Source organism: Streptomyces sp. CB03238 (assembly GCF_002099185.1).
Taxonomy (GTDB): domain Bacteria; phylum Actinomycetota; class Actinomycetes; order Streptomycetales; family Streptomycetaceae; genus Streptomyces.
The window spans coordinates 1-17,068 of the sequence record NZ_NBCN01000025.1 but is presented as its reverse complement, the minus strand read 5'-3'; the positions used below and the strand labels follow the sequence as shown (position 1 = coordinate 17,068).

Annotated in this window: 13 protein-coding genes; 5 read left to right on the top strand and 8 right to left on the bottom strand. The window is 71.7% G+C overall.

The window, feature by feature from the left end:
* Positions 1 to 285: 285 nt before the first annotated feature.
* The 4 genes from BKD26_RS32320 to BKD26_RS32305 form a co-directional block, all read right to left on the bottom strand.
* The gene (locus tag BKD26_RS32320) at positions 286 to 801 is read right to left on the bottom strand and encodes an ATP-binding protein (RefSeq protein ID WP_084905650.1); all 516 of its coding nucleotides are present in this window, start codon (positions 799 to 801) and stop codon (positions 286 to 288) included.
* Between the two features lie 230 nt (positions 802 to 1,031).
* Positions 1,032 to 1,799 (bottom strand): enoyl-CoA hydratase-related protein, encoded by a 768-nt coding sequence (locus tag BKD26_RS32315; RefSeq protein ID WP_084905648.1) that lies wholly within the window; start codon positions 1,797 to 1,799, stop codon positions 1,032 to 1,034.
* A 78-nt stretch (positions 1,800 to 1,877) separates the two neighbouring features.
* The gene (locus BKD26_RS32310) at positions 1,878 to 3,143 is read right to left on the bottom strand and encodes an Ig-like domain-containing protein (protein ID WP_084905646.1); all 1,266 of its coding nucleotides are present in this window, start codon (positions 3,141 to 3,143) and stop codon (positions 1,878 to 1,880) included.
* Between the two features lie 263 nt (positions 3,144 to 3,406).
* Positions 3,407 to 4,609 carry an Ig-like domain-containing protein gene (locus tag BKD26_RS32305; protein ID WP_107418076.1) on the bottom strand — a complete coding sequence of 401 codons (1,203 nt, stop codon included), beginning with the start codon at positions 4,607 to 4,609 and terminating at the stop codon, positions 3,407 to 3,409.
* A 198-nt stretch (positions 4,610 to 4,807) separates the two neighbouring features.
* Here BKD26_RS32305 and glgX point away from each other — a divergent pair, with 198 nt between their 5' ends.
* Complete coding sequence (glgX, locus tag BKD26_RS32300; protein WP_084905642.1) at positions 4,808 to 7,084, top strand: glycogen debranching protein GlgX; 2,277 nt, start codon at positions 4,808 to 4,810, stop codon at positions 7,082 to 7,084.
* Here the strand turns inward: glgX and BKD26_RS32295 are convergent.
* The 4 genes from BKD26_RS32295 to BKD26_RS32280 are packed head-to-tail and all read right to left on the bottom strand — an operon-like array spanning position 7,081 to position 10,629.
* Positions 7,081 to 7,737, bottom strand: coding sequence for a response regulator transcription factor (locus BKD26_RS32295; RefSeq protein ID WP_084905640.1), 657 nt, complete (start codon positions 7,735 to 7,737; stop codon positions 7,081 to 7,083). The genes glgX and BKD26_RS32295 overlap by 4 nt on opposite strands.
* On the bottom strand, positions 7,730 to 8,962 hold the full coding sequence (locus BKD26_RS32290; RefSeq protein WP_084905638.1) for a sensor histidine kinase: 1,233 nt from the start codon (positions 8,960 to 8,962) through the stop codon (positions 7,730 to 7,732). Before BKD26_RS32290 ends, BKD26_RS32295 begins: the two co-directional genes overlap by 8 nt.
* A gap of 21 nt (positions 8,963 to 8,983) precedes the next feature.
* The gene (locus BKD26_RS32285; protein ID WP_084905636.1) at positions 8,984 to 9,718 is read right to left on the bottom strand and encodes an ABC transporter permease; all 735 of its coding nucleotides are present in this window, start codon (positions 9,716 to 9,718) and stop codon (positions 8,984 to 8,986) included.
* Entirely contained in the window at positions 9,715 to 10,629 is a 915-nt protein-coding gene (locus BKD26_RS32280) for an ABC transporter ATP-binding protein (protein ID WP_084905635.1), read from the bottom strand. The genes BKD26_RS32285 and BKD26_RS32280 overlap by 4 nt, the downstream gene beginning before the upstream one ends.
* 152 nt (positions 10,630 to 10,781) lie before the next feature.
* Here BKD26_RS32280 and BKD26_RS32275 point away from each other — a divergent pair, with 152 nt between their 5' ends.
* The 4 genes from BKD26_RS32275 to BKD26_RS32260 all read left to right on the top strand — a co-directional run.
* Positions 10,782 to 12,563 carry an ABC transporter ATP-binding protein gene (locus BKD26_RS32275; protein WP_084905633.1) on the top strand — a complete coding sequence of 594 codons (1,782 nt, stop codon included), beginning with the start codon at positions 10,782 to 10,784 and terminating at the stop codon, positions 12,561 to 12,563.
* 338 nt (positions 12,564 to 12,901) lie between these two features.
* Positions 12,902 to 14,905 (top strand): ABC transporter ATP-binding protein, encoded by a 2,004-nt coding sequence (locus BKD26_RS32270; protein ID WP_084905631.1) that lies wholly within the window; start codon positions 12,902 to 12,904, stop codon positions 14,903 to 14,905.
* A gap of 320 nt (positions 14,906 to 15,225) precedes the next feature.
* Positions 15,226 to 16,350: a hypothetical protein gene (locus tag BKD26_RS32265; RefSeq protein WP_179166783.1), complete on the top strand. Its 1,125-nt coding sequence runs from the start codon at positions 15,226 to 15,228 to the stop codon at positions 16,348 to 16,350.
* The coding region (locus BKD26_RS32260) for a hypothetical protein (RefSeq protein WP_143662742.1) at positions 16,335 to 17,068 on the top strand (734 nt) is incomplete at its 3' end. The genes BKD26_RS32265 and BKD26_RS32260, both read left to right, overlap by 16 nt.

Below are 17,068 nucleotides of genomic sequence, written 5' to 3'. Positions count from 1 at the left end.
TTCATGCTTTATGAGGCTCGTGGCCCATCTCACCTGCGATTCATTTATCGGCTGACCCGATTTGCTGATTTCGCCCGGTTTGGTCTTTTGGTGGCAAGGCCGCCCCTCTGCCATAGTCGTGACACACGACCCCCATTGACCCGGGCCAGGTCGTCTCCGCGTCCGTGGATACACCCCCACGTCCACGGCGCTCCCATGGAAGCCCCCGCGGCGCCTCACCACGGCCGCCAGGGGGCTTCCGTGCGTTCCGGGCACCCCCGGGGCGTCCCGGGGCGCGTAACGGCGTCAGCGGTCGGAGACGCGCATCTCGAACCAGGTGGTCTTGCCGCGCGGCAGCAGGTCCACACCCCACCGGTCGGAGAGCTTGTCGACGAGGAAGAGCCCCCGTCCACTGGTGTCCATCTCCTGCACCGGCATCAGACAGGGAAGCCCGCGCGAGGGGTCGCGCACCTCGATACGGATCCACCCGCGGCGGCGCAGCATCCGCAGGCCGAAGACCCGCGCCCCGGTGTGCCGGACGGCGTTGCCGACGAGCTCGGAGACGAGCAGGATCGCGTGCTCGGCGATCTGCGGGGTCAGCCCCCACTGGCGGAGCACCACGCACTGGGTGAGCCGGCGGGCGGTCGCGGCGGATTCAGGGCGGGAGGGCAGCCGCACCTCCTCCTCCGTCGGGTTGCCGAACAGTTCGAGCGCCTTGAGCGCCTGTTCGTCATCCGCGGCGGGTACCCACCGCGCGGCGGTAGCGCTGCCGCGCTGCCCCGGTTGCTCCACACCTTCCAGCCCCGCCATGCCCACCATCATGGCCGCCCGGCGACCTCCGCGTGGCCGTTCCCGCGGATTCGATGCCCCGGAATGAACGGTTCCGGGAGCACCGCCCGGCATATGACACTGGCATGGAAGACCTGGAAAAGCGATCCTGACCTGCGGTGACGCGGCTGACCCGAAAGAGTGGCGCGCCCATGCAACCCGAACCCCTCAAGACCCCCTCGGGCTCCGCCAAACCACCCACACGGCTGACAACTCGCTTCCCCCTAGAGGAACTTGGCCTTGCCCGGTCCTTCCTCCACGAAGCTGCGCATCCCGCGCTCCCGGTCCTCGGTGGCGAACAGCCCGGCGAACCAGTTGCGTTCCACGGTCAGGCCCGTGTCGATGTCCGTCTCCAGGCCCGCGTCGATGGACTCCTTGGCGGCCCGCAGCGCCAGCGCGGGCCCCTGGGCCAGCTTCGCGGCCCACGCGTGCGCCTGCTCGTACACCTCGGCCGCGGGTACGACCCGGTCGACGAGCCCGATCGCGAGGGCCTCGTCGGCCTTCACATGACGGCCCGTGAAAATCAGGTCCTTGGCCTTGGACGGGCCGACGAGGCGGGCCAGGCGCTGCGTACCGCCCGCGCCGGGGATGAGGCCCAGCAGGATCTCGGGCTGGCCCAGCTTGGCGTTCTCCCCCGCGATGCGGAAGTCGGCGCACAGCGCCAGCTCGCAGCCGCCGCCCAGGGCGTACCCGGTCACGGCGGCGACGACGGGCTTGGGGATGCGGGCGACGGCGGTGAACGAGTCCTGCAGGGCCTTGGAGCGCAGCACCATGGCCGCGTGGTCCATCGCCTGCATCTCCTTGATGTCCGCGCCGGCCGCGAACACCTTCTCGCCGCCGTACAGCACCACGGCACGGACGTCGTCGCGACGGGCCGCCTCCTCGGCGAGCTCGCGCAGCCGGTCCTGGGTGGCGATGTCCAGCGCGTTCATCGGCGGGCGGTCCAGGCGGATGGTGCCGACGCCTTCGGAGACTTCGAGAGTGACTGTCATACGGGGCAGGTTAACCGGCGTTAATGACAACGGGCCCGGTGCTGTGAGGAACAGCACCGGGCCCGTACGTACCAGGCGTTACTTGATCCACTCCGACCAGGCCATGTTCCAGCCGTTGAGGCCGTTCTCGGGCTGGATCTGCTTGTCCTTGGAGTTCTTCACGACCACCACGTCGCCGATGATCGAGTTGTTGTAGAACCAGGCCGCCGGGGTGGAGCCGTCGTAGGCCCCCCGCACGTCCCGCAGGCCCACGCAGCCGTGGCTGACGTTGGCCGAGCCGAAGGTGCCCGCCGACGCCCAGTAGTTGCCGTGGACGAAGGTGCCCGAGGTGGACAGGCGCATCGCGTGCGGCACGTCCTTGATGTCGTACTCGCCGCCGAAGCCCACGGTGGCGCCGTTCATCCGGGTCACCTTGTACTTCTCGCTGATGACCATCTGGCCGTTGTACGTCGTCGTGGACGGCGCGCCCGCGGTGATCGGGATCGTCTTGATCAGCTTCCCGTCGCGGACGACCTTCATGGTCTTCGCGCTCGCGTCGACCGTGGAGACCTGGCTGCGGCCGATGGTGAACTTCACCGTCTTGGCCTGCTTGCCGTAGACGCCCGGGCGGCCCTCGACGCCGTCCAGGTTCAGCTGCACGGTCACCTTGGTGCCCGCCGCCCAGTACTTCTCGGGGCGGAAGTCGAGGCGGTCGTTGCCGAACCAGTGGCCCTCGATCGGCACGGACGGCTCGGCGGTCACCTTGATGGCCTTCTCCACGGCCTCCGGGTCGGTGATGCCCCGGGTGAAGTTGATGGAGACCGGCATGCCGACGCCGACGGTCGAGCCGTCCTCCGGCGTGTAGTGGCCGATGAAGGTGTTCTTCGGCACGAGGGTGGTGAAGGTGGTGTCCTTCGCCGACTCGCGCCCCTCGGCGTCCTTGGCGACCGCGTGCACCTTGTACTTGGTTGCGGCGGCCAGGTGCCGCACCGGCTCCCAGCTGGTGCCGTCCGCGGCCAGCGTGCCCTCGACCTGGTTGCCCTTGGAGTCGGCCACGGCGACCGTGGTCAGCTTGCCCTTCTCGGCGGTGACCTTCAGGGCGCCGCTCGTGGCGACCGCCTCGGCACCGTCCTTGGGCGTGATGGTCACGACGGCCTGCGAGGCCGCGTTCTCCACCTTCCCGCCGTCCTTGACGCCCTTTTCCCCGCCCTTGCCGCTGTCGGCGGACCCGGACCCACCGCACGCCGTCACCAGCAGCAGCAACGCCCCCAGCACCAGGGCCAGCAGACCCTTGCCCGCCCCGGTTCCACGTCCGCGCCCGGAACCCACCCCGGCCGATGCACCCGATATCGGCTGCACGTTCACTTTGCTGTTCTCCCCTCGCACGGCCTGGCCCCGCCACGGCCCGCACCCCCGCACGCCCACTCGCGCGTGCACCGCGATAGATAATCACACCGCGGGCGCGCCCGAGCGCCCGCGAATGTCACCGTTCAGTCCCAACTTGTCCAGGACCGGGGCGAGGCATGCCGGATCGTGCCGGAACGGCGAGGGTCAGCCAGGCCGATGGGGTCAGCCAGGCCGATGGGGTCAGCCGGGCCGATGGGGTCAGGCGGGGCCGCCGACCGGGGTCAGCGCAGGGCGGAACCGGCCTTCCACTGCTTCCAGTCCATGTTCCAGCCACCCAGGCCGTTGTCGGGAGAGACCTTCCGGTCGGTCGAGTTGACCACCTCCACGACGTCCCCGATCAGGGTCCGGTCGAAGAACCAGCCCGCGGGGGAGTCCGCGCTGCCGCCCTTCACATCGCGCAGCCCCACGCACCCGTGACTGACGTTGGCCTCGCCGAACGTGGACGCCGGCGCCCAGTAGTTGCCGTGCAGGAACGTCCCCGAGTCGGTCAGCCGCATCGCGTGCGGGACGTCCTTGATGTCGTACTCGCCCTTGCCGTCCTTGTCCTTGAATCCCACCGTGGCACCGTTCATCCGCGTCACGTCGAACAGCTCCGTCACCACCATCTTCCCGTTGTACGTGGTGGTCTTGGGCGCCCCGGCCGTGATCGGCAGCGTCGTGACGAGCCGGCCGTCACGCCGTACCTCCATGGTGTGCTTCTCGGCGTCCACCAGGGAGACCTGTGAGCGGCCCACCGTGAAGCCGATCCTCTTGTGCTGGATCCCGTACACCCCTGGCGCCCCCTCCACATCCCGCAGCCGCAGATCGACGGTGACCCCGGTGCCCGGCTTCCAGTACGCGCGCGGACGGAAGTCCAGGCGCTCCTTGCCGAACCAGTGCCCCACCACCTCCACCGGCGGACGGGAGGTGACGCGGATGGCGCGCTCGACGGCCGCGCGGTTCTCGATGGGCCGGTTGAAGGAGAAGGAGACGATCATGCCGGTGCCCACCGTGGAGCGGTTCTCCGGCTTGAAGTAGCCGATGAACCGGTGCTCGGGGACCGCGGTGGTGAACGTGGTGTGCCGGGCCGAGCGCCGCCCGTGCGCGTCCAGCGCGACCGCGTCCACGCTGTACTTGGCGGCCAGCGCGAGGCGCGTACCGGGCGCGGGGCGCCAGCGCAGCCCGTCCTCCGAGATCTCGCCTTCCACCTCCTCCGGCTGCGCGTCCTCGACCTTCACGACCTTGACCCGCTCCAGCCGCCCGCTGGGCACGCGCACCTCCACCCGGCCGTCCGGGGCCACCCCCTTGGCCCGGTCCTCCGGCATCACCCGGATGGTGTCCTCGGGCGACCGCCCCTTGCCGCCCATGCCGAGGTCCAGACCGCCGTCACTGGTGCACCCGGCCAGCCCCGCCATCAGCCCTGCACATGTCACGGCAGCGGCCATGCCGAGCCCTGCCCGCTTCAGTACGTGTCTCACGATGCGACCAACGACTGCCACCCTCCAGGGGAAACGTGAGTGCGGGTCATGTTGGGAGCGAGGCAGTCCGGGCAGAACAGGTGGAGGACCATGTGCGGGGCCGCGGCCGGGACGCCGCGGCCTCGCAGCAAGCCGGGAGCCGGACGAGCCGCAGGAGGCCGGCAGGTGTCGAGCGCAGCCGAGCAGCAGGCAGTGCAGCGTGCGGTGGGTGAGGCGACTCCGGACGGGAGGCCCGCCCCCGCCCGGGCACGGCGCCACGGGCTGAACGGGCTCCCCCGGGAACCCGACACTCCCGTACCACCCGTCTGGCCGGGCGCGTCCACGCCGCTCGGCGCCCGCTTCCGGGCCGGGCCGGGCGGCGCCACGGGGACGAACTTCGCGCTCTGGGCGGGCGGGGCGGAGGCGGTCGAGCTGTGCCTGTTCGACGGGGACGGCACCGAGACCCGGCTGCCGCTGACCGAACTGACGCACGAGATCTGGCACGGCTTCGTCCCGGGCGTACGGCCGGGGCAGCGGTACGGCTACCGGGTGCACGGCCGCTGGGACCCGTGGACGGGCGCCCGCTGGAACCCGGCGAAGCTGCTCCTCGACCCGTACGCGCGGGCGGTGGACGGAGACTTCACGCTGCCGCCCGAGGTGTACGGCCATGTGCGGGACTGGCCCGAGCAGCATGTCGCCGACACCGTCCGCGACACCCGGGACTCCGCCCCGTACGTCCCCAAGGGCGTGGTCGTCCACGATGACGACGACTGGTCCGACGACCGGCGGCCCAAGACGCCGTGGGCGGACTCGGTCATCTACGAGGTGCACGTACGCGGCTTCACCAAGCGCCACCCGGGCATCCCCGAGGAGCTGCGCGGTACGTACGCGGGCCTCGCCCATCCGGCCGCCATCGAGCACCTCGTGAGGCTCGGGGTGACGGCGGTCGAGCTGCTGCCCGTGCACCAGTTCGCGCACGAGGACCACCTGCTGCGGCGCGGGCTGAAGAACTACTGGGGCTACAACTCCATCGGCTACTTCGCCCCGCACGCCGCGTACAGCGCGTCGGGCACGACGGGGCAGCAGGTCGGCGAGTTCAAGCGGATGGTCAAGGCGCTGCACGCGGCGGGCATCGAGGTCATCCTGGACGTGGTCTACAACCACACCGCCGAGGCGAGCGAGCTGGGCCCCATGCTGTCGCTGCGCGGCATCGACAACCGCGGCTACTACCGGCTGGCCGCCGACCCCCGCCGGTACGCCGACTACACCGGCTGCGGCAACACCCTGCACGTGGTCCAGCCCCACGTACTGCGCCTGATCACCGACTCGCTGCGCTACTGGGTCACGGAGATGGGCGTCGACGGGTTCCGCTTCGACCTGGCGGCGGCGCTCGCCCGCTCCATGCACGACGTCGACATGCTCTCGCCGTTCCTCGCGACGATCGCCCAGGACCCGGTGCTGCGGCGCGTCAAGCTGATCGCCGAGCCGTGGGACGTGGGCAACGGCGGCTACCAGGTGGGGGCCTTCCCGCCGCTGTGGACCGAGTGGAACGACCGCTACCGGGACGCCGTGCGCGACTTCTGGCGCGGCGCCCTGCCCGACGTACGCGACCTCGGCTACCGGCTGTCCGGGTCCAGCGACCTGTACGCGTGGGGCGGGCGGCGCCCGTACGCCTCCGTCAACTTCATCACCGCGCACGACGGCTTCACGCTGCGCGACCTGGTGTCGTACCAGCTCAAGCACAACGAGGCCAACGGGGAGGGCAACCGGGACGGCACCAACGACAACCGGTCGTGGAACTGCGGCGCCGAGGGCGAGACCGACGACCCGGCGATCAACGTGCTGCGGCGGCGGCAGGTGCGCAACCTGCTCACCACCCTGCTGCTGTCGACGGGCGTGCCGATGCTGGTGGCGGGCGACGAGATGGGCCGCACCCAGGGCGGCAACAACAACGCGTACTGCCAGGACAACGAGACCGGCTGGGTCGACTGGTCGCTGCCGGAGCGGCCCGGTCCGAAGGGGCTGCTGGAGCTGACGTCCCGGCTGCTGGCGCTGCGCCACGCCCACCCGGTGCTGCGGCGCCGGGCGTTCTTCTCGGGCCGCCCCCAGGGCGCGGACGGGCTGCGGGACCTGGCGTGGTTCACGGCGGCGGGCGCGGAGATGACGGAAGGGGACTGGTACGCCCGGACCGCGACGATCGGGATGTACCTGTCGGGGCGGGACATCCCGGGCCGGGACGCGCGCGGTGAGCCCGTCACGGACGACAGTTTCCTCGCGGTCCTCCACGCGGGCGCCGAACCGGTCGGCTTCCGCCTGCCGGGCCCGCCGTGGGCGGAGGAGTACGAGCTGGTGGTGGACACCTCGCGGGAGGACCAGGCGGAGGCGCCCGGGACGGTGCACCCGGGCGGGGAGGTGGTGACGGTGCCGGCGAGGGCCGTGCTGCTGCTGAAGGTGCGGGACTAGGACGAGCCGAGGATCCCGCGCTCGTACGCCACGGCGACCGCCGCGGCCCGGTCGCCCACGCCCAGCTTGCCGTAGATGTGCGTGAGGTGCGTCTTCACGGTGGCCTCGCTGATGAACAGCTCGGCCGCGATCCGCCGGTTGGAGGTGCCCTTGGCGACGAGTTCGAGGACCTCCCTCTCGCGGGCGGACAGCGCCTCGCCGCCGGGGCCACCTGGCGCGTTCGGGGATCGGACGGCGGAGACCAGGCGGGACGCGACGGCGGGCGACAGGACGGTGCGGCCGTCGGCGGCGGCGCGGACGGCCGTGAACAGCTCCTCGCGCGGGGCGTCCTTGAGGAGGTAGCCCGTGGCGCCCGCCTCGATGGCGGGGATCGTGTCGGAGTCCGTGTCGTACGTCGTCAGGACGAGGACCTTCGCGCGGGCGCCGTGCCGGGTCAGCTCCCGGATGGCGTCCACCCCGCCACCGCCCGGCATGCGCAGGTCCATCAGGACGACGTCCGGGTCCAGGCGCATCGCGCACGCCACGCCCTCGACACCGCCGGACGCCTCACCGAGCACCTGGAAGCCCGGCTCGGTGGTGAACATGCCGCGCAGACCGTCCCGTACGACGGGGTGGTCGTCGACGATCAACAAGGTGATCAGGCGGTCAGTCATGGGGCACCAACGGTACGCGAGCCGACACCGCCGTACCGCCGCCCGGTTCCGATTCGACCGACACGGTGCCCGCGATGCGGGCGGCGCGGGCGCGCATGCCGTCCAGGCCGAAGCCGCCGGTGCCGGAGCGGGGCGGCAGGGCGGCGGGCCCGAAGCCGCGGCCGTCGTCGCGTACGTCCAGGGTGACCTCGTCGCCCATGTAGGACAGGGTGACGCCGGCGCGGGAGGCGTGCGCGTGGCGGGCGGTGTTGGCGAGGGCTTCCTCGGCGATACGGAGGAGCGTGGCGGCGACCTCCTCGTGCAGGGGCTCTTCGGTGCCGGTGACGGTGAACCGGGCGGTGACCCCGGTGCGTTCGGACCAGTCGGCCACGGTCTTGTGGAGCGCGTCGGGGAGGGTGTCGTGTTCCAGGGCGGCGGGGCCGAGGTTCTGCACGGAACGGCGGGCCTCGCCCAGGCTGTGACGGGCCAGTGCGGTGGCGCGCTCCAGGTGCACGCGCGCGAGGCGGGGGTCCGGGGCGGCGGTGACGACCTGGAGCTGGGCGATGATGCCGGTCAGGCCCTGGGCGATCGTGTCGTGGATCTCGGCTGCCAGGCGGCGGCGCTCGTCGGCGACGCCCGCCTCCCGGGCCTGCACGAGGAGCTGCGCGTGCAGGCCCGCGTTCTCGGCGAGGGCCTGTTCCAGGCGGGCGTTGGCGCGTTCCAGTTCGGCGATGGTGGCGGCCCGCTCGGCGGTCCGCTCGGCCTCCTTGTCGCCGAGGTGGGCGAAGACCAGGGCGAGGCAGACGTTGAGCATGAGCAGGGCACCGAACAGCGCCCAGTGGAGCGGTGTGACCGGCGGCAGACCACCGGACTGGGCGCCGGCCATGGTGACGGCGGTGGCGAGGAGCCCCAGGCGAGCCCGGCGGGCGGGCAGCAGCCGGCCGGCGTCGAAGTAACCGACGACGGCGAAGATCGAGAAGAGCGGGTTGAGCCAGGTCAAGGTGCCGGCGAGCACGGTCCGTACGGCGAAGTACATCTGCATGCGTGCCGTGTGGTCCGGCTCCGGCGCGCCCCACCACACCTGGAGGGCGAGCGTGGCGACGACGAGGCCCCCGGCCACGTACATCTCCGGCCGTGTCATGAAGAAGTGCGCGGCGGCCGCCCCGATGGCGGTGGCCAGGGCCAACAGGCCGTAAGGGCCCCAGCGGTGGAGCTGGTCCCAGCGTTCCTCGACGGTCGTCGTCATACGGCCAGTCTTCCTCGCGGATCATTCCCAGCGGAACCAGCGGGCGGCCGCCCATGTCAGCAGCGCGGTCCACAGCGCCAGCACGCCCAGGTGCGTCCAGCCGGGCCAGCCGCCCGCCGCCGCGTTGTCCAGCGCCCCGGAGGCCGCGCCGAACGGGGTGAGGTGGACGATGCGCTGGAGGGTGTCCGGCATGGCCTGCACGGGCACCCACACGCCGGCGGTGAACATCGTGGGGAAGAAGACCGCCGAGCCGACGGCCGTCGCGACCTTCTGGGTGCGGGAGACCGCGCAGACGGCCGCGCCGAGCGCCAGGGCCCCCGCGACGGCGAGGAGCAGCGCCAGGGCGTACCCGGCGGGCTGTCCGGGGAGGCGTACGCCGAAGGCGGCCCGGCCGACGGCGACGACCAGGACGGCCGAGACCAGCGCCACGGCGGCATGGACGACCAGTTGGGCGGCCAGGAGGGCGGAGGGGCGGACGGGTGTGGTGGACATGCGGCGGAGGATGCCGCGTTCCCGGTAGCCGGCCAGGACGGGCGGCATGGCCTGGAGCCCGGCCATGGTGAGGGCGAAGAGGACGGAGACGGGGACGTACAGGTCGATGACCCGCAGCCCGCCGAGGTCGTCGGACGCCTCCCGGAAGCTGGGGATGAGGCCGAGGATCACCAGGAGGAGGGTCGGGGAGACGGTCACCCAGAACACGGAGCCGGGTTCGCGGGCGAACAGGCGGGCCTCGGTCTTCAGGACGGTGGTGTTCATCGGTCGGCTCCCGTGGTGAGGTCCAGGAACGCGTCGTCCAGGGTGGCTTCGGTGACGCGCAGTTGGTGGGCGGTGATGCGGTGGCGGGCGAGCAGTGAGATGACGGCGTTGACGGTCTCGTCGGTGCCTTCGACGACGACCCGGCCTTCCTTGGTCCGTACGGAGGCGGCGTGCGGGAGCGCGGTCAGCTCCCGGTCGTCGAGCGGGCCGGAGGGCGTGAAGGAGATGACGGTGGAGACGGTGGCACGGCGGATCAGCCCCGCGGGGGTGTCGAGCGCGGCGACCCGCCCCTTGTCGATGACGGCGATCCGGTCGCAGAGCCGCTGGGCCTCTTCCATGAAGTGGGTGACGAGCAGGACGGTGACGCCGCTGTCGCGTACGTCCTCGATCAGCGCCCAGGTCTCGCGGCGGGCGCGCGGGTCGAGTCCGGTGGTCAGCTCGTCCAGGACGACGGCCTTCGGGTTGCCGATGAGGGCGAGGGCGATGGACAGCCGCTGTTTCTGGCCGCCGGAGAGCGTGGCGTAGCGGGCGGTGAGGTGATCGGTGAGGCCGAGCCGTTCGGCGAGGGCCCGCCAGTCGGCGGGGCGGGGGTGGAAGGAGGCGTACAGCTCCAGCGCCTCGCGGACGGTGAGCTTGGGCTGGAGCTCGCTCTGCTGGAGCTGGGCGCCGAGAAGGCGGGTGACCTTGTCGTGATCGGTCACGGGGTCGAGCCCGGCGACGCGTACGGTGCCGGCGTCGGGGACGCGGAGCCCTTCGACGCATTCGACGGTGGTGGTCTTCCCGGCGCCGTTGGGGCCGAGGATCCCGAAGATCTCGCCCTCCGCGACGGCGAAGGAGACGTCCGCGACGGCCGTCCTGCCGCCGTAGGCCTTGCGCAGCCCGTTCACTTCCATCATGTGTGTCGTCGACATGGGACGAGTTTGCTGGTGGGGCCGGGTGCGCCACATCGGCCGTCCCGCTCGGACCGGCATCAGCCGATCGGTTGATGCCTGGGTACGACCGTTGACGAGATCGGGGAAAAGCGGGTGAGCGATGTCAGTGGCGAACCGTAGGCTCGCTGCTGATGTCGGAACAGGGTGCAACGACCAAGGACCGTTCAGCCGTTCGCACGTTGCTGCGGCTGTGGCCGTACGTGCGTCCGGTGCGGGCACGGGTGGGGACGGCGGCGCTCGTCGCGGTCGTGGCGTCCTGCCTGGGCCTGGTCATCCCGCTCGCACTGAAGTGGATCGTGGACGGGCCGGTGGCCGGACGCGACCCGGGAGGGGTGTGGTGGGGGGCGCTGTTGGTGCTGGCGCTCGGGGTCGGGGAGGCGGCGCTGTTCGGGCTGCGGCGGTGGCTGGTGGCGCGGCCGCTGGCGGGTGTCGAGGCGGCGATGCGCGCGGATCTGTACCGGCATCTGCAGCGGCTGCCGATCGCGTTCCACGACCGGTGGCCGTCGGGGCAGTTGCTGTCGCGGGCGACGACGGACCTGTCGCTGATACGGATGTTCCTGGCCTTCCCGCTGACGTTCCTGTTCGTCAACGGCGTGACGGTGGTGGTCGGGTGCGGACTGCTGCTCGCCCAGGACTGGACGCTGGGGCTGGTGCTGCTGGTGCCGGTGGCACCGCTGATCGCGGTCTGCTCGCTGTTCGAGTCGCGGTACTCGCTGGTGGCGCGGCGGGCGCAGGACCAGGTCGGTGACGTGACGACGGTCGTCGAGGAGAGCGTGCTCGGCATCCGCGTCATCAAGGGCTTCGGCCGCCACCGCAGCCAGGCGGAGGCGTTCCGCGCCCTGTCGGAGCGGCTGCGGGGCACGGAGCTGGGCAAGGCGCGGCTGCTGGCGGGGATCTGGGCGGTCATCACCATCGTGCCGGAGCTGGCGGTGGGGGCGGCGCTGGTGCTGGGCACGGTGCAGGTCGCGGACGGCGGACTGTCGGCCGGGACGCTGGTGGCGTTCCTGTCCACGGCGCTGGCGCTGCGGTGGCCGGTGGAGTCGATCGGGTTCCTGCTGGCGATGAGCCAGGAGGCGGCGACGTCGGTGGAGCGGTTCTTCGAGGTGATGGACGAGGCGGAGGAGGACGCGGGCGGGAGCGGCTCGGTCGCGGTGCGGTCCGGCGGGCTGCGTTTTGAGAACGTGTCGTTCCGCTACCCGGACGCGCCGGAGGGCGCGCCGCCGGTGCTGGCCGGGGTCGATCTGGTCGTCCGGCCGGGCGAGACCATGGCGCTCGTCGGTGCCACCGGCTCGGGCAAGACGACGCTGACGGCGCTCGTGCCGCGGCTGCACGAGGTGACGGGCGGGCGGATCCTGCTGGACGGGGTCGATGTGGCGGCCATGTCCCGGGAGCGGCTGCGGGAGCTGGTGTCGGTGGCGTTCGAGGAACCCACGCTGTTCTCCGCGAGCGTGGGCGAGAACGTCCTGATGGGCGCGGGCTCCGGGGGCGCGGGTGAGCCCGAGCTGCGGCGCGCCCTGGAGGTCGCCCAGGCCGGGTTCGTGCGCGACCTGCCGCAGGGCGCCGCGACCCAGGTCGGCGAGCAGGGCCTGAGCCTCTCGGGCGGCCAGCGCCAGCGCCTCGCCCTGGCCCGCGCGGTGGTGGGCCGGCCGCGGTTCCTGGTGTTGGACGACCCGCTGTCGGCGCTGGACGTCCACACGGAGGCGCTGGTCGAGGCGGCGCTGCGGGACGTTCTGCGGGACACCACCGCCCTGGTCGTGGCCCACCGCCCGTCCACGGTCATGCTGGCCGACCGCGTCGCCCTCCTCTCGGCGGGCCGCATCGCGGCGGTCGGCACCCACCAGGAACTCCTCCGGGACAGCCCGGAGTACGCCTGGCTCATGTCGGGAGCCGAATCGACGGGCGGTGCACGATGACGAACACGGTCGGTGGAATATCCCCGACGCCCCCTGAAGACCCCGCGGCGGACCCGGGCCCGGACCGGCTCGGCCGGTCAGCGCCCGGCGGGGCCCCGGCCTCAGACGCGCCCGCCAAAGGCCGTCCGCCCCGTGAGAGCCAGGCCCCCGACCGCACGGACCCGCCGGGCGTGCGCGGGGCACCCGGCGCACGGGCGACCTCCGAACCCGGCGGGGCACCCGGCGCGGGCGGGGCGCACGGCCCGCATGCGGCCTCCGGGCCCGGAGGGGCACCCGGCGCGGGCGGGGCGCACGGTGCCGGCGGGGATGGCCCGAGTGGGGCGCCCGCCGCAGGTGGAGTGCCCGGCCCGGCTGGTCCGCGCCCGAGTGGGGCGTCCGGCCCGGGTGCGGTCTCCGAACCGGGCGGGGCACCCGACACGGGCGGGGCGTCCGGCCCAGGTGGGGCGCCCGGCCCAGGTGGGGCACCCGACACGGGTCCGGCGTCCGGCACCAAGGCGACCTCCGGGACGGGCGGGGCACAGGGCGCGGGCGGGGCACACGTCACCGGGGTGAAGGATGCGTTCGACCGGGACGACTTGCCCGTGGCCGAGGGGGCCACGCGGGCGTTGTTGCGGTCGTTGCTGGTGCCGCGCCGCGCCCGTGTCGTGCTCGCCGCCGTGTTGCTGTTGCTGCAGCAGGCCGCCGTACAGGCCGGGCCGCTCCTCGTCGCGTACGCCATCGACCGCGCCGTGCCCGCCCTCCGGCGCGGCGACCAGGGCCCGCTGATCGCCGTGGCCGTGGGGTACGCGGTGTGTGCGGCGGGCGCGGGGCTGCTCCAGTTCGGGTTCATCCGCACGTCGGCCCGCGTCAACCAGGACGTCCTGCTCGATCTGCGCGGGCGGATCTTCCGGCACGCGCAGGCCCTCAGCATCGACTTCCACGAGCGGTACACCTCCGGCCGGCTGATCTCCCGCGCCACCACCGACGTCGAGTCGTTGCGCGAGCTGCTCAGCGAGGGGCTTCAGGAGCTGATCGGGGTCCTGCTCTCCTTCGCCGCCATCTCCGTCCTCCTGCTCTGGCTGGACCTCGGCATCGGCGCGGTCGCGGTGGCCTCCTTCGTCCCCCTGTACCTGCTCGTACGGCTCTACCGGCGGCGCGCGGCCGTCGCGTTCAGTGCGCGCTCGACGGCCATCGCCGCCGTCATCGTGAAGTTCGCGGAGACGATGAACGGCATCCGGCCGGTGCGTGCCTTCCGGCGGGAACGGGCCAACGACACGCGGTTCCAGGCGCTCAACCACCACCACGAACGCCGCAACGGCGACGCGATACTGGAGATGGCCCGCTATGTCGTCGGCTCCCGGCTGGTCGCGAACACGGCGGTCGCCGGCATGGTCCTGTGGGGCGCCCACCGGGTCGCGACCGGGACGCTCGCGCTGGGGGTGCTGGCGGCGGCCGTGCTCTACATGCGGCGGCTGTACGACCCGATCGACCGGCTCGCGATGTTCCTCAACTCCTACCAGTCGGCGGCCGCCTCGCTGGAGAAGATCGCCGGACTCCTCGCGCAGACCCCGACGGTCCGGGAGCCCGCCGCGCCGAAGGAGCTCCCGCCCCGCGCGGGCAACCCGGGCCGTGAGGTGGTCTTCGAGGACGTCCGTTTCGCGTACCGCACGGGCGGCGAGGTGCTGCCGCGCTTCGGGCTGACGATCCCGGCGGGGCAGACCGTCGCGGTGGTCGGTTCGACGGGCGCGGGCAAGTCGACGCTCGCCAAGCTGCTGGCCCGCTTCTACGACCCGACCGGCGGCCGGGTCCTGCTCGACGGCGTCGACCTCCGCAACCTGGCGACACCGGAGTTGCGGCGCGGAGTGGTGATGGTGACCCAGGAGGCGTTCCTGTTCTCCGGGACGGTCGCGGAGAACATCGCGATCGGGCGCCCGGACGCCACCCGCGAGGAGATCGAGCAGGCCGCGAAGGCCATCGGCGCCCACGACTTCATCGCGGGCCTCCCGGACGGCTACGACACCGACGTACGCAAGCGGGGTGGCCGTATCTCGGCCGGCCAGCGCCAACTGGTCGCCTTCGCCCGGGCCCTGCTCGCCGACCCGGCGGTCCTGATCCTCGACGAGGCGACCAGCTCCCTGGACGTCCCGGGCGAACGGGCCGTCCAGCGGGCCATGGACACGGTGCTGCACGGCCGCACGGCCGTGGTGATCGCCCACCGGCTCTCGACGGTGGAGATCGCGGACCGGGTGCTGGTGATGGAGGGCGGCCGCATCGTGGAGGACGGGTCGCCGACCGAACTGGTCAAGAGGGAAGGGCGGTTCGCGGGCCTGCACCGGGCGTGGCGCGAGAGCCTGGTGGGGTGACCGGTCATGTAGGGTCCGAGATTTCGTGAGCACTGTCGGCGGATCATGAGCACTGATCGAGCAAAACCAGGTGAACATGAGCACTGGCGACAGTCAGTAACGGTCAGTTCGCGGGATCTCGCGGCCAGTCGGAGCGGGGCATGGCCTGTATTCCATACAGGCCAGCGCATGGCGGTACGGAGCACGAAACGGGCTGTTGAGAGCGGACGGTTCCAACAGCGTCGATCCGGTGCGAGGACGGTTCGGTGCGTGAGGTCCCGTTCACAGGGTTGCGGTTGACGGACTTCGCGGGCTCCGGGCGGTGGCGGCAGGTGCGGTCGGTGCACGGCACGCTGCATTACTCGGGCAGATACGCTGCGGCGACGACGGGTGGGCTTGTGGTCTACGAGAGCCGTCTGGAGTTGGCCCTTCAGCTGCCCACCGCGCGTCCGCCGGCCTGCCTGGCTGCGGTCGACACCCAGCTGGCGGTGTCGCACGGCGGGCCGGATTTCGGTGTTCGGGTTCCGCCGACATTCACTCCGTGGCTAACCTCGATCAGGTCGAGCTGCGTCGGGGGGTGCGGAATGGGTGGTGGCGCCGACGAGGCGACCCCGAAGCCGGAAGTGGTGCGCAATCAGATATCTGACGGCACCGTCATATTCGGCCCGGTGGTGCAGGCCGGCACGTTCACCGGACAGATCCACCATCACTACACGGACGACCGACGACCGCTGGACTTACCCTCACTGCGGTTGTGGGTCGACCGTATCGCGGCGGACTACCGCACGATGGTCGAGGACTCCGGCGACCGGGCGGGCGTTGCACACGTCCGGCAGATTGACCTCGTGCGTGCCGGACTGGACGACTCCGGTCTCGAGAACGAGCGGCGCAAGGACGCGGTCCGGCGCCTCGTCGTCGCTGGCATCATCGGCTACCTGGCCCGGCCCGGCACGCCGGACGAGCCCGTGCCCGAGCAGATCCTCCTCGACCTGATCGTCTTCTCGCTGTGGCCGGTTGTCACCGCCAAGAAGCTGCCGCCGGGCTGGCAGGGCGAGCTCGCCCAGATCACCTCACCCCGTCTCGCGGCGCTCGTGGACCGAGCGCGAGCCGAGCGCAAGCCCACCGCCGAGACGTTCGCCCGCGCCACAGCCAACAAGTCGTTCTCCTCGGCAATGGTCACCTTGTTCGACGACCTGGCCGATCCCCGCCGCGGTGGCGCGCTGCTGACAGCGATGGCCGTCGCCGGTGGTCTGCCCGCCCCACCCACCGGACCACGGGAAGGCAAGAAGGTCGCCGCGTGGGCACTCGCCATCGCGGGTGGCGCCGCCCTGGCGGAAGCCTTGAGAGACCGCGATTCGCGGGCCGCCCGACTCATCGGCGAAGTGGTCATTAACCTGCCCGTCGACTCGAGCGACTCGTTCCACCCGATAGACCCGCTGGAGCTGGTCGGGTGGCTGCTCGGCTGATGGACACCTCACTCGACCTCGTGCTCAGCGCCGTGTGGCTCACGGCGAGGGTCATCTTCTTTGGCACCTTTGGGCTGTACCTCGTCACCCAGGGCAATCCCCGGGAGCTGCAAGGAACAGTCCGGATCTTCCACTACCTGAACGTGGCGCCTCCGACTACGGTCTTCCGCTGGCAGAAGCGCGAGGGGTACGAGGTCATCGTCTACAACTCCGCCACCGACGAGGAGGAGGTGAAGCCCGCGCTGTTCCAGCCGGTCAGGTGGTCTCCGACCTACCTGCTGTGGCCGAAGAAGCGCCCGCAGCCCAAGAACGTCATGGTGCGCACCGCGCTGCTTGCCTTACTGGTGCGGTTGGTCTTCTTCGTCTGCTTCTTCCTCGGCTCGTTCCTCCTGGTCGGGTGGCTGGCGGTCACCGAGAGCTGGCACTGGGGCGTCGCGCTAGGAGTCATGGCCGTCCATCAGCTCGCCTTCGCCCGCACCATCACCTACTTCGTGTGGCTGAGGGGGTGGCTCTTCGTGGTGGTCGGCCTCGGGGTGTGGGTGTACCTGCAGGGCGGGGCGTTCGAAACGATCGCGGTGTGCACCGTCGGTGCGCTGGTCACGATCGCCATCCTGGGCCAGTGGTACATGGCAACGAGCCGGCGGTTCCAGCACGTGCGCGATCTAGGTGTGCTGTCCGGAGACGTTGGTGACACGCGTGCTGGGTTCTTGAACGGGTG

Coding starts and splice junctions, on each gene's coding strand:
- BKD26_RS32320 (WP_084905650.1), bottom strand. CDS start 801: ATGATGGTGGGCATGGCGGGGCTGGAAGGTGTGGAGCAACCGGGGCAG.
- BKD26_RS32315 (WP_084905648.1), bottom strand. CDS start 1,799: ATGACAGTCACTCTCGAAGTCTCCGAAGGCGTCGGCACCATCCGCCTG.
- BKD26_RS32305 (WP_107418076.1), bottom strand. CDS start 4,609: ATGGCCGCTGCCGTGACATGTGCAGGGCTGATGGCGGGGCTGGCCGGG.
- BKD26_RS32295 (WP_084905640.1), bottom strand. CDS start 7,737: ATGACTGACCGCCTGATCACCTTGTTGATCGTCGACGACCACCCCGTC.
- BKD26_RS32290 (WP_084905638.1), bottom strand. CDS start 8,962: ATGACGACGACCGTCGAGGAACGCTGGGACCAGCTCCACCGCTGGGGC.
- BKD26_RS32285 (WP_084905636.1), bottom strand. CDS start 9,718: ATGAACACCACCGTCCTGAAGACCGAGGCCCGCCTGTTCGCCCGCGAA.
- BKD26_RS32280 (WP_084905635.1), bottom strand. CDS start 10,629: ATGTCGACGACACACATGATGGAAGTGAACGGGCTGCGCAAGGCCTAC.
- BKD26_RS32275 (WP_084905633.1), top strand. CDS start 10,782: ATGTCGGAACAGGGTGCAACGACCAAGGACCGTTCAGCCGTTCGCACG.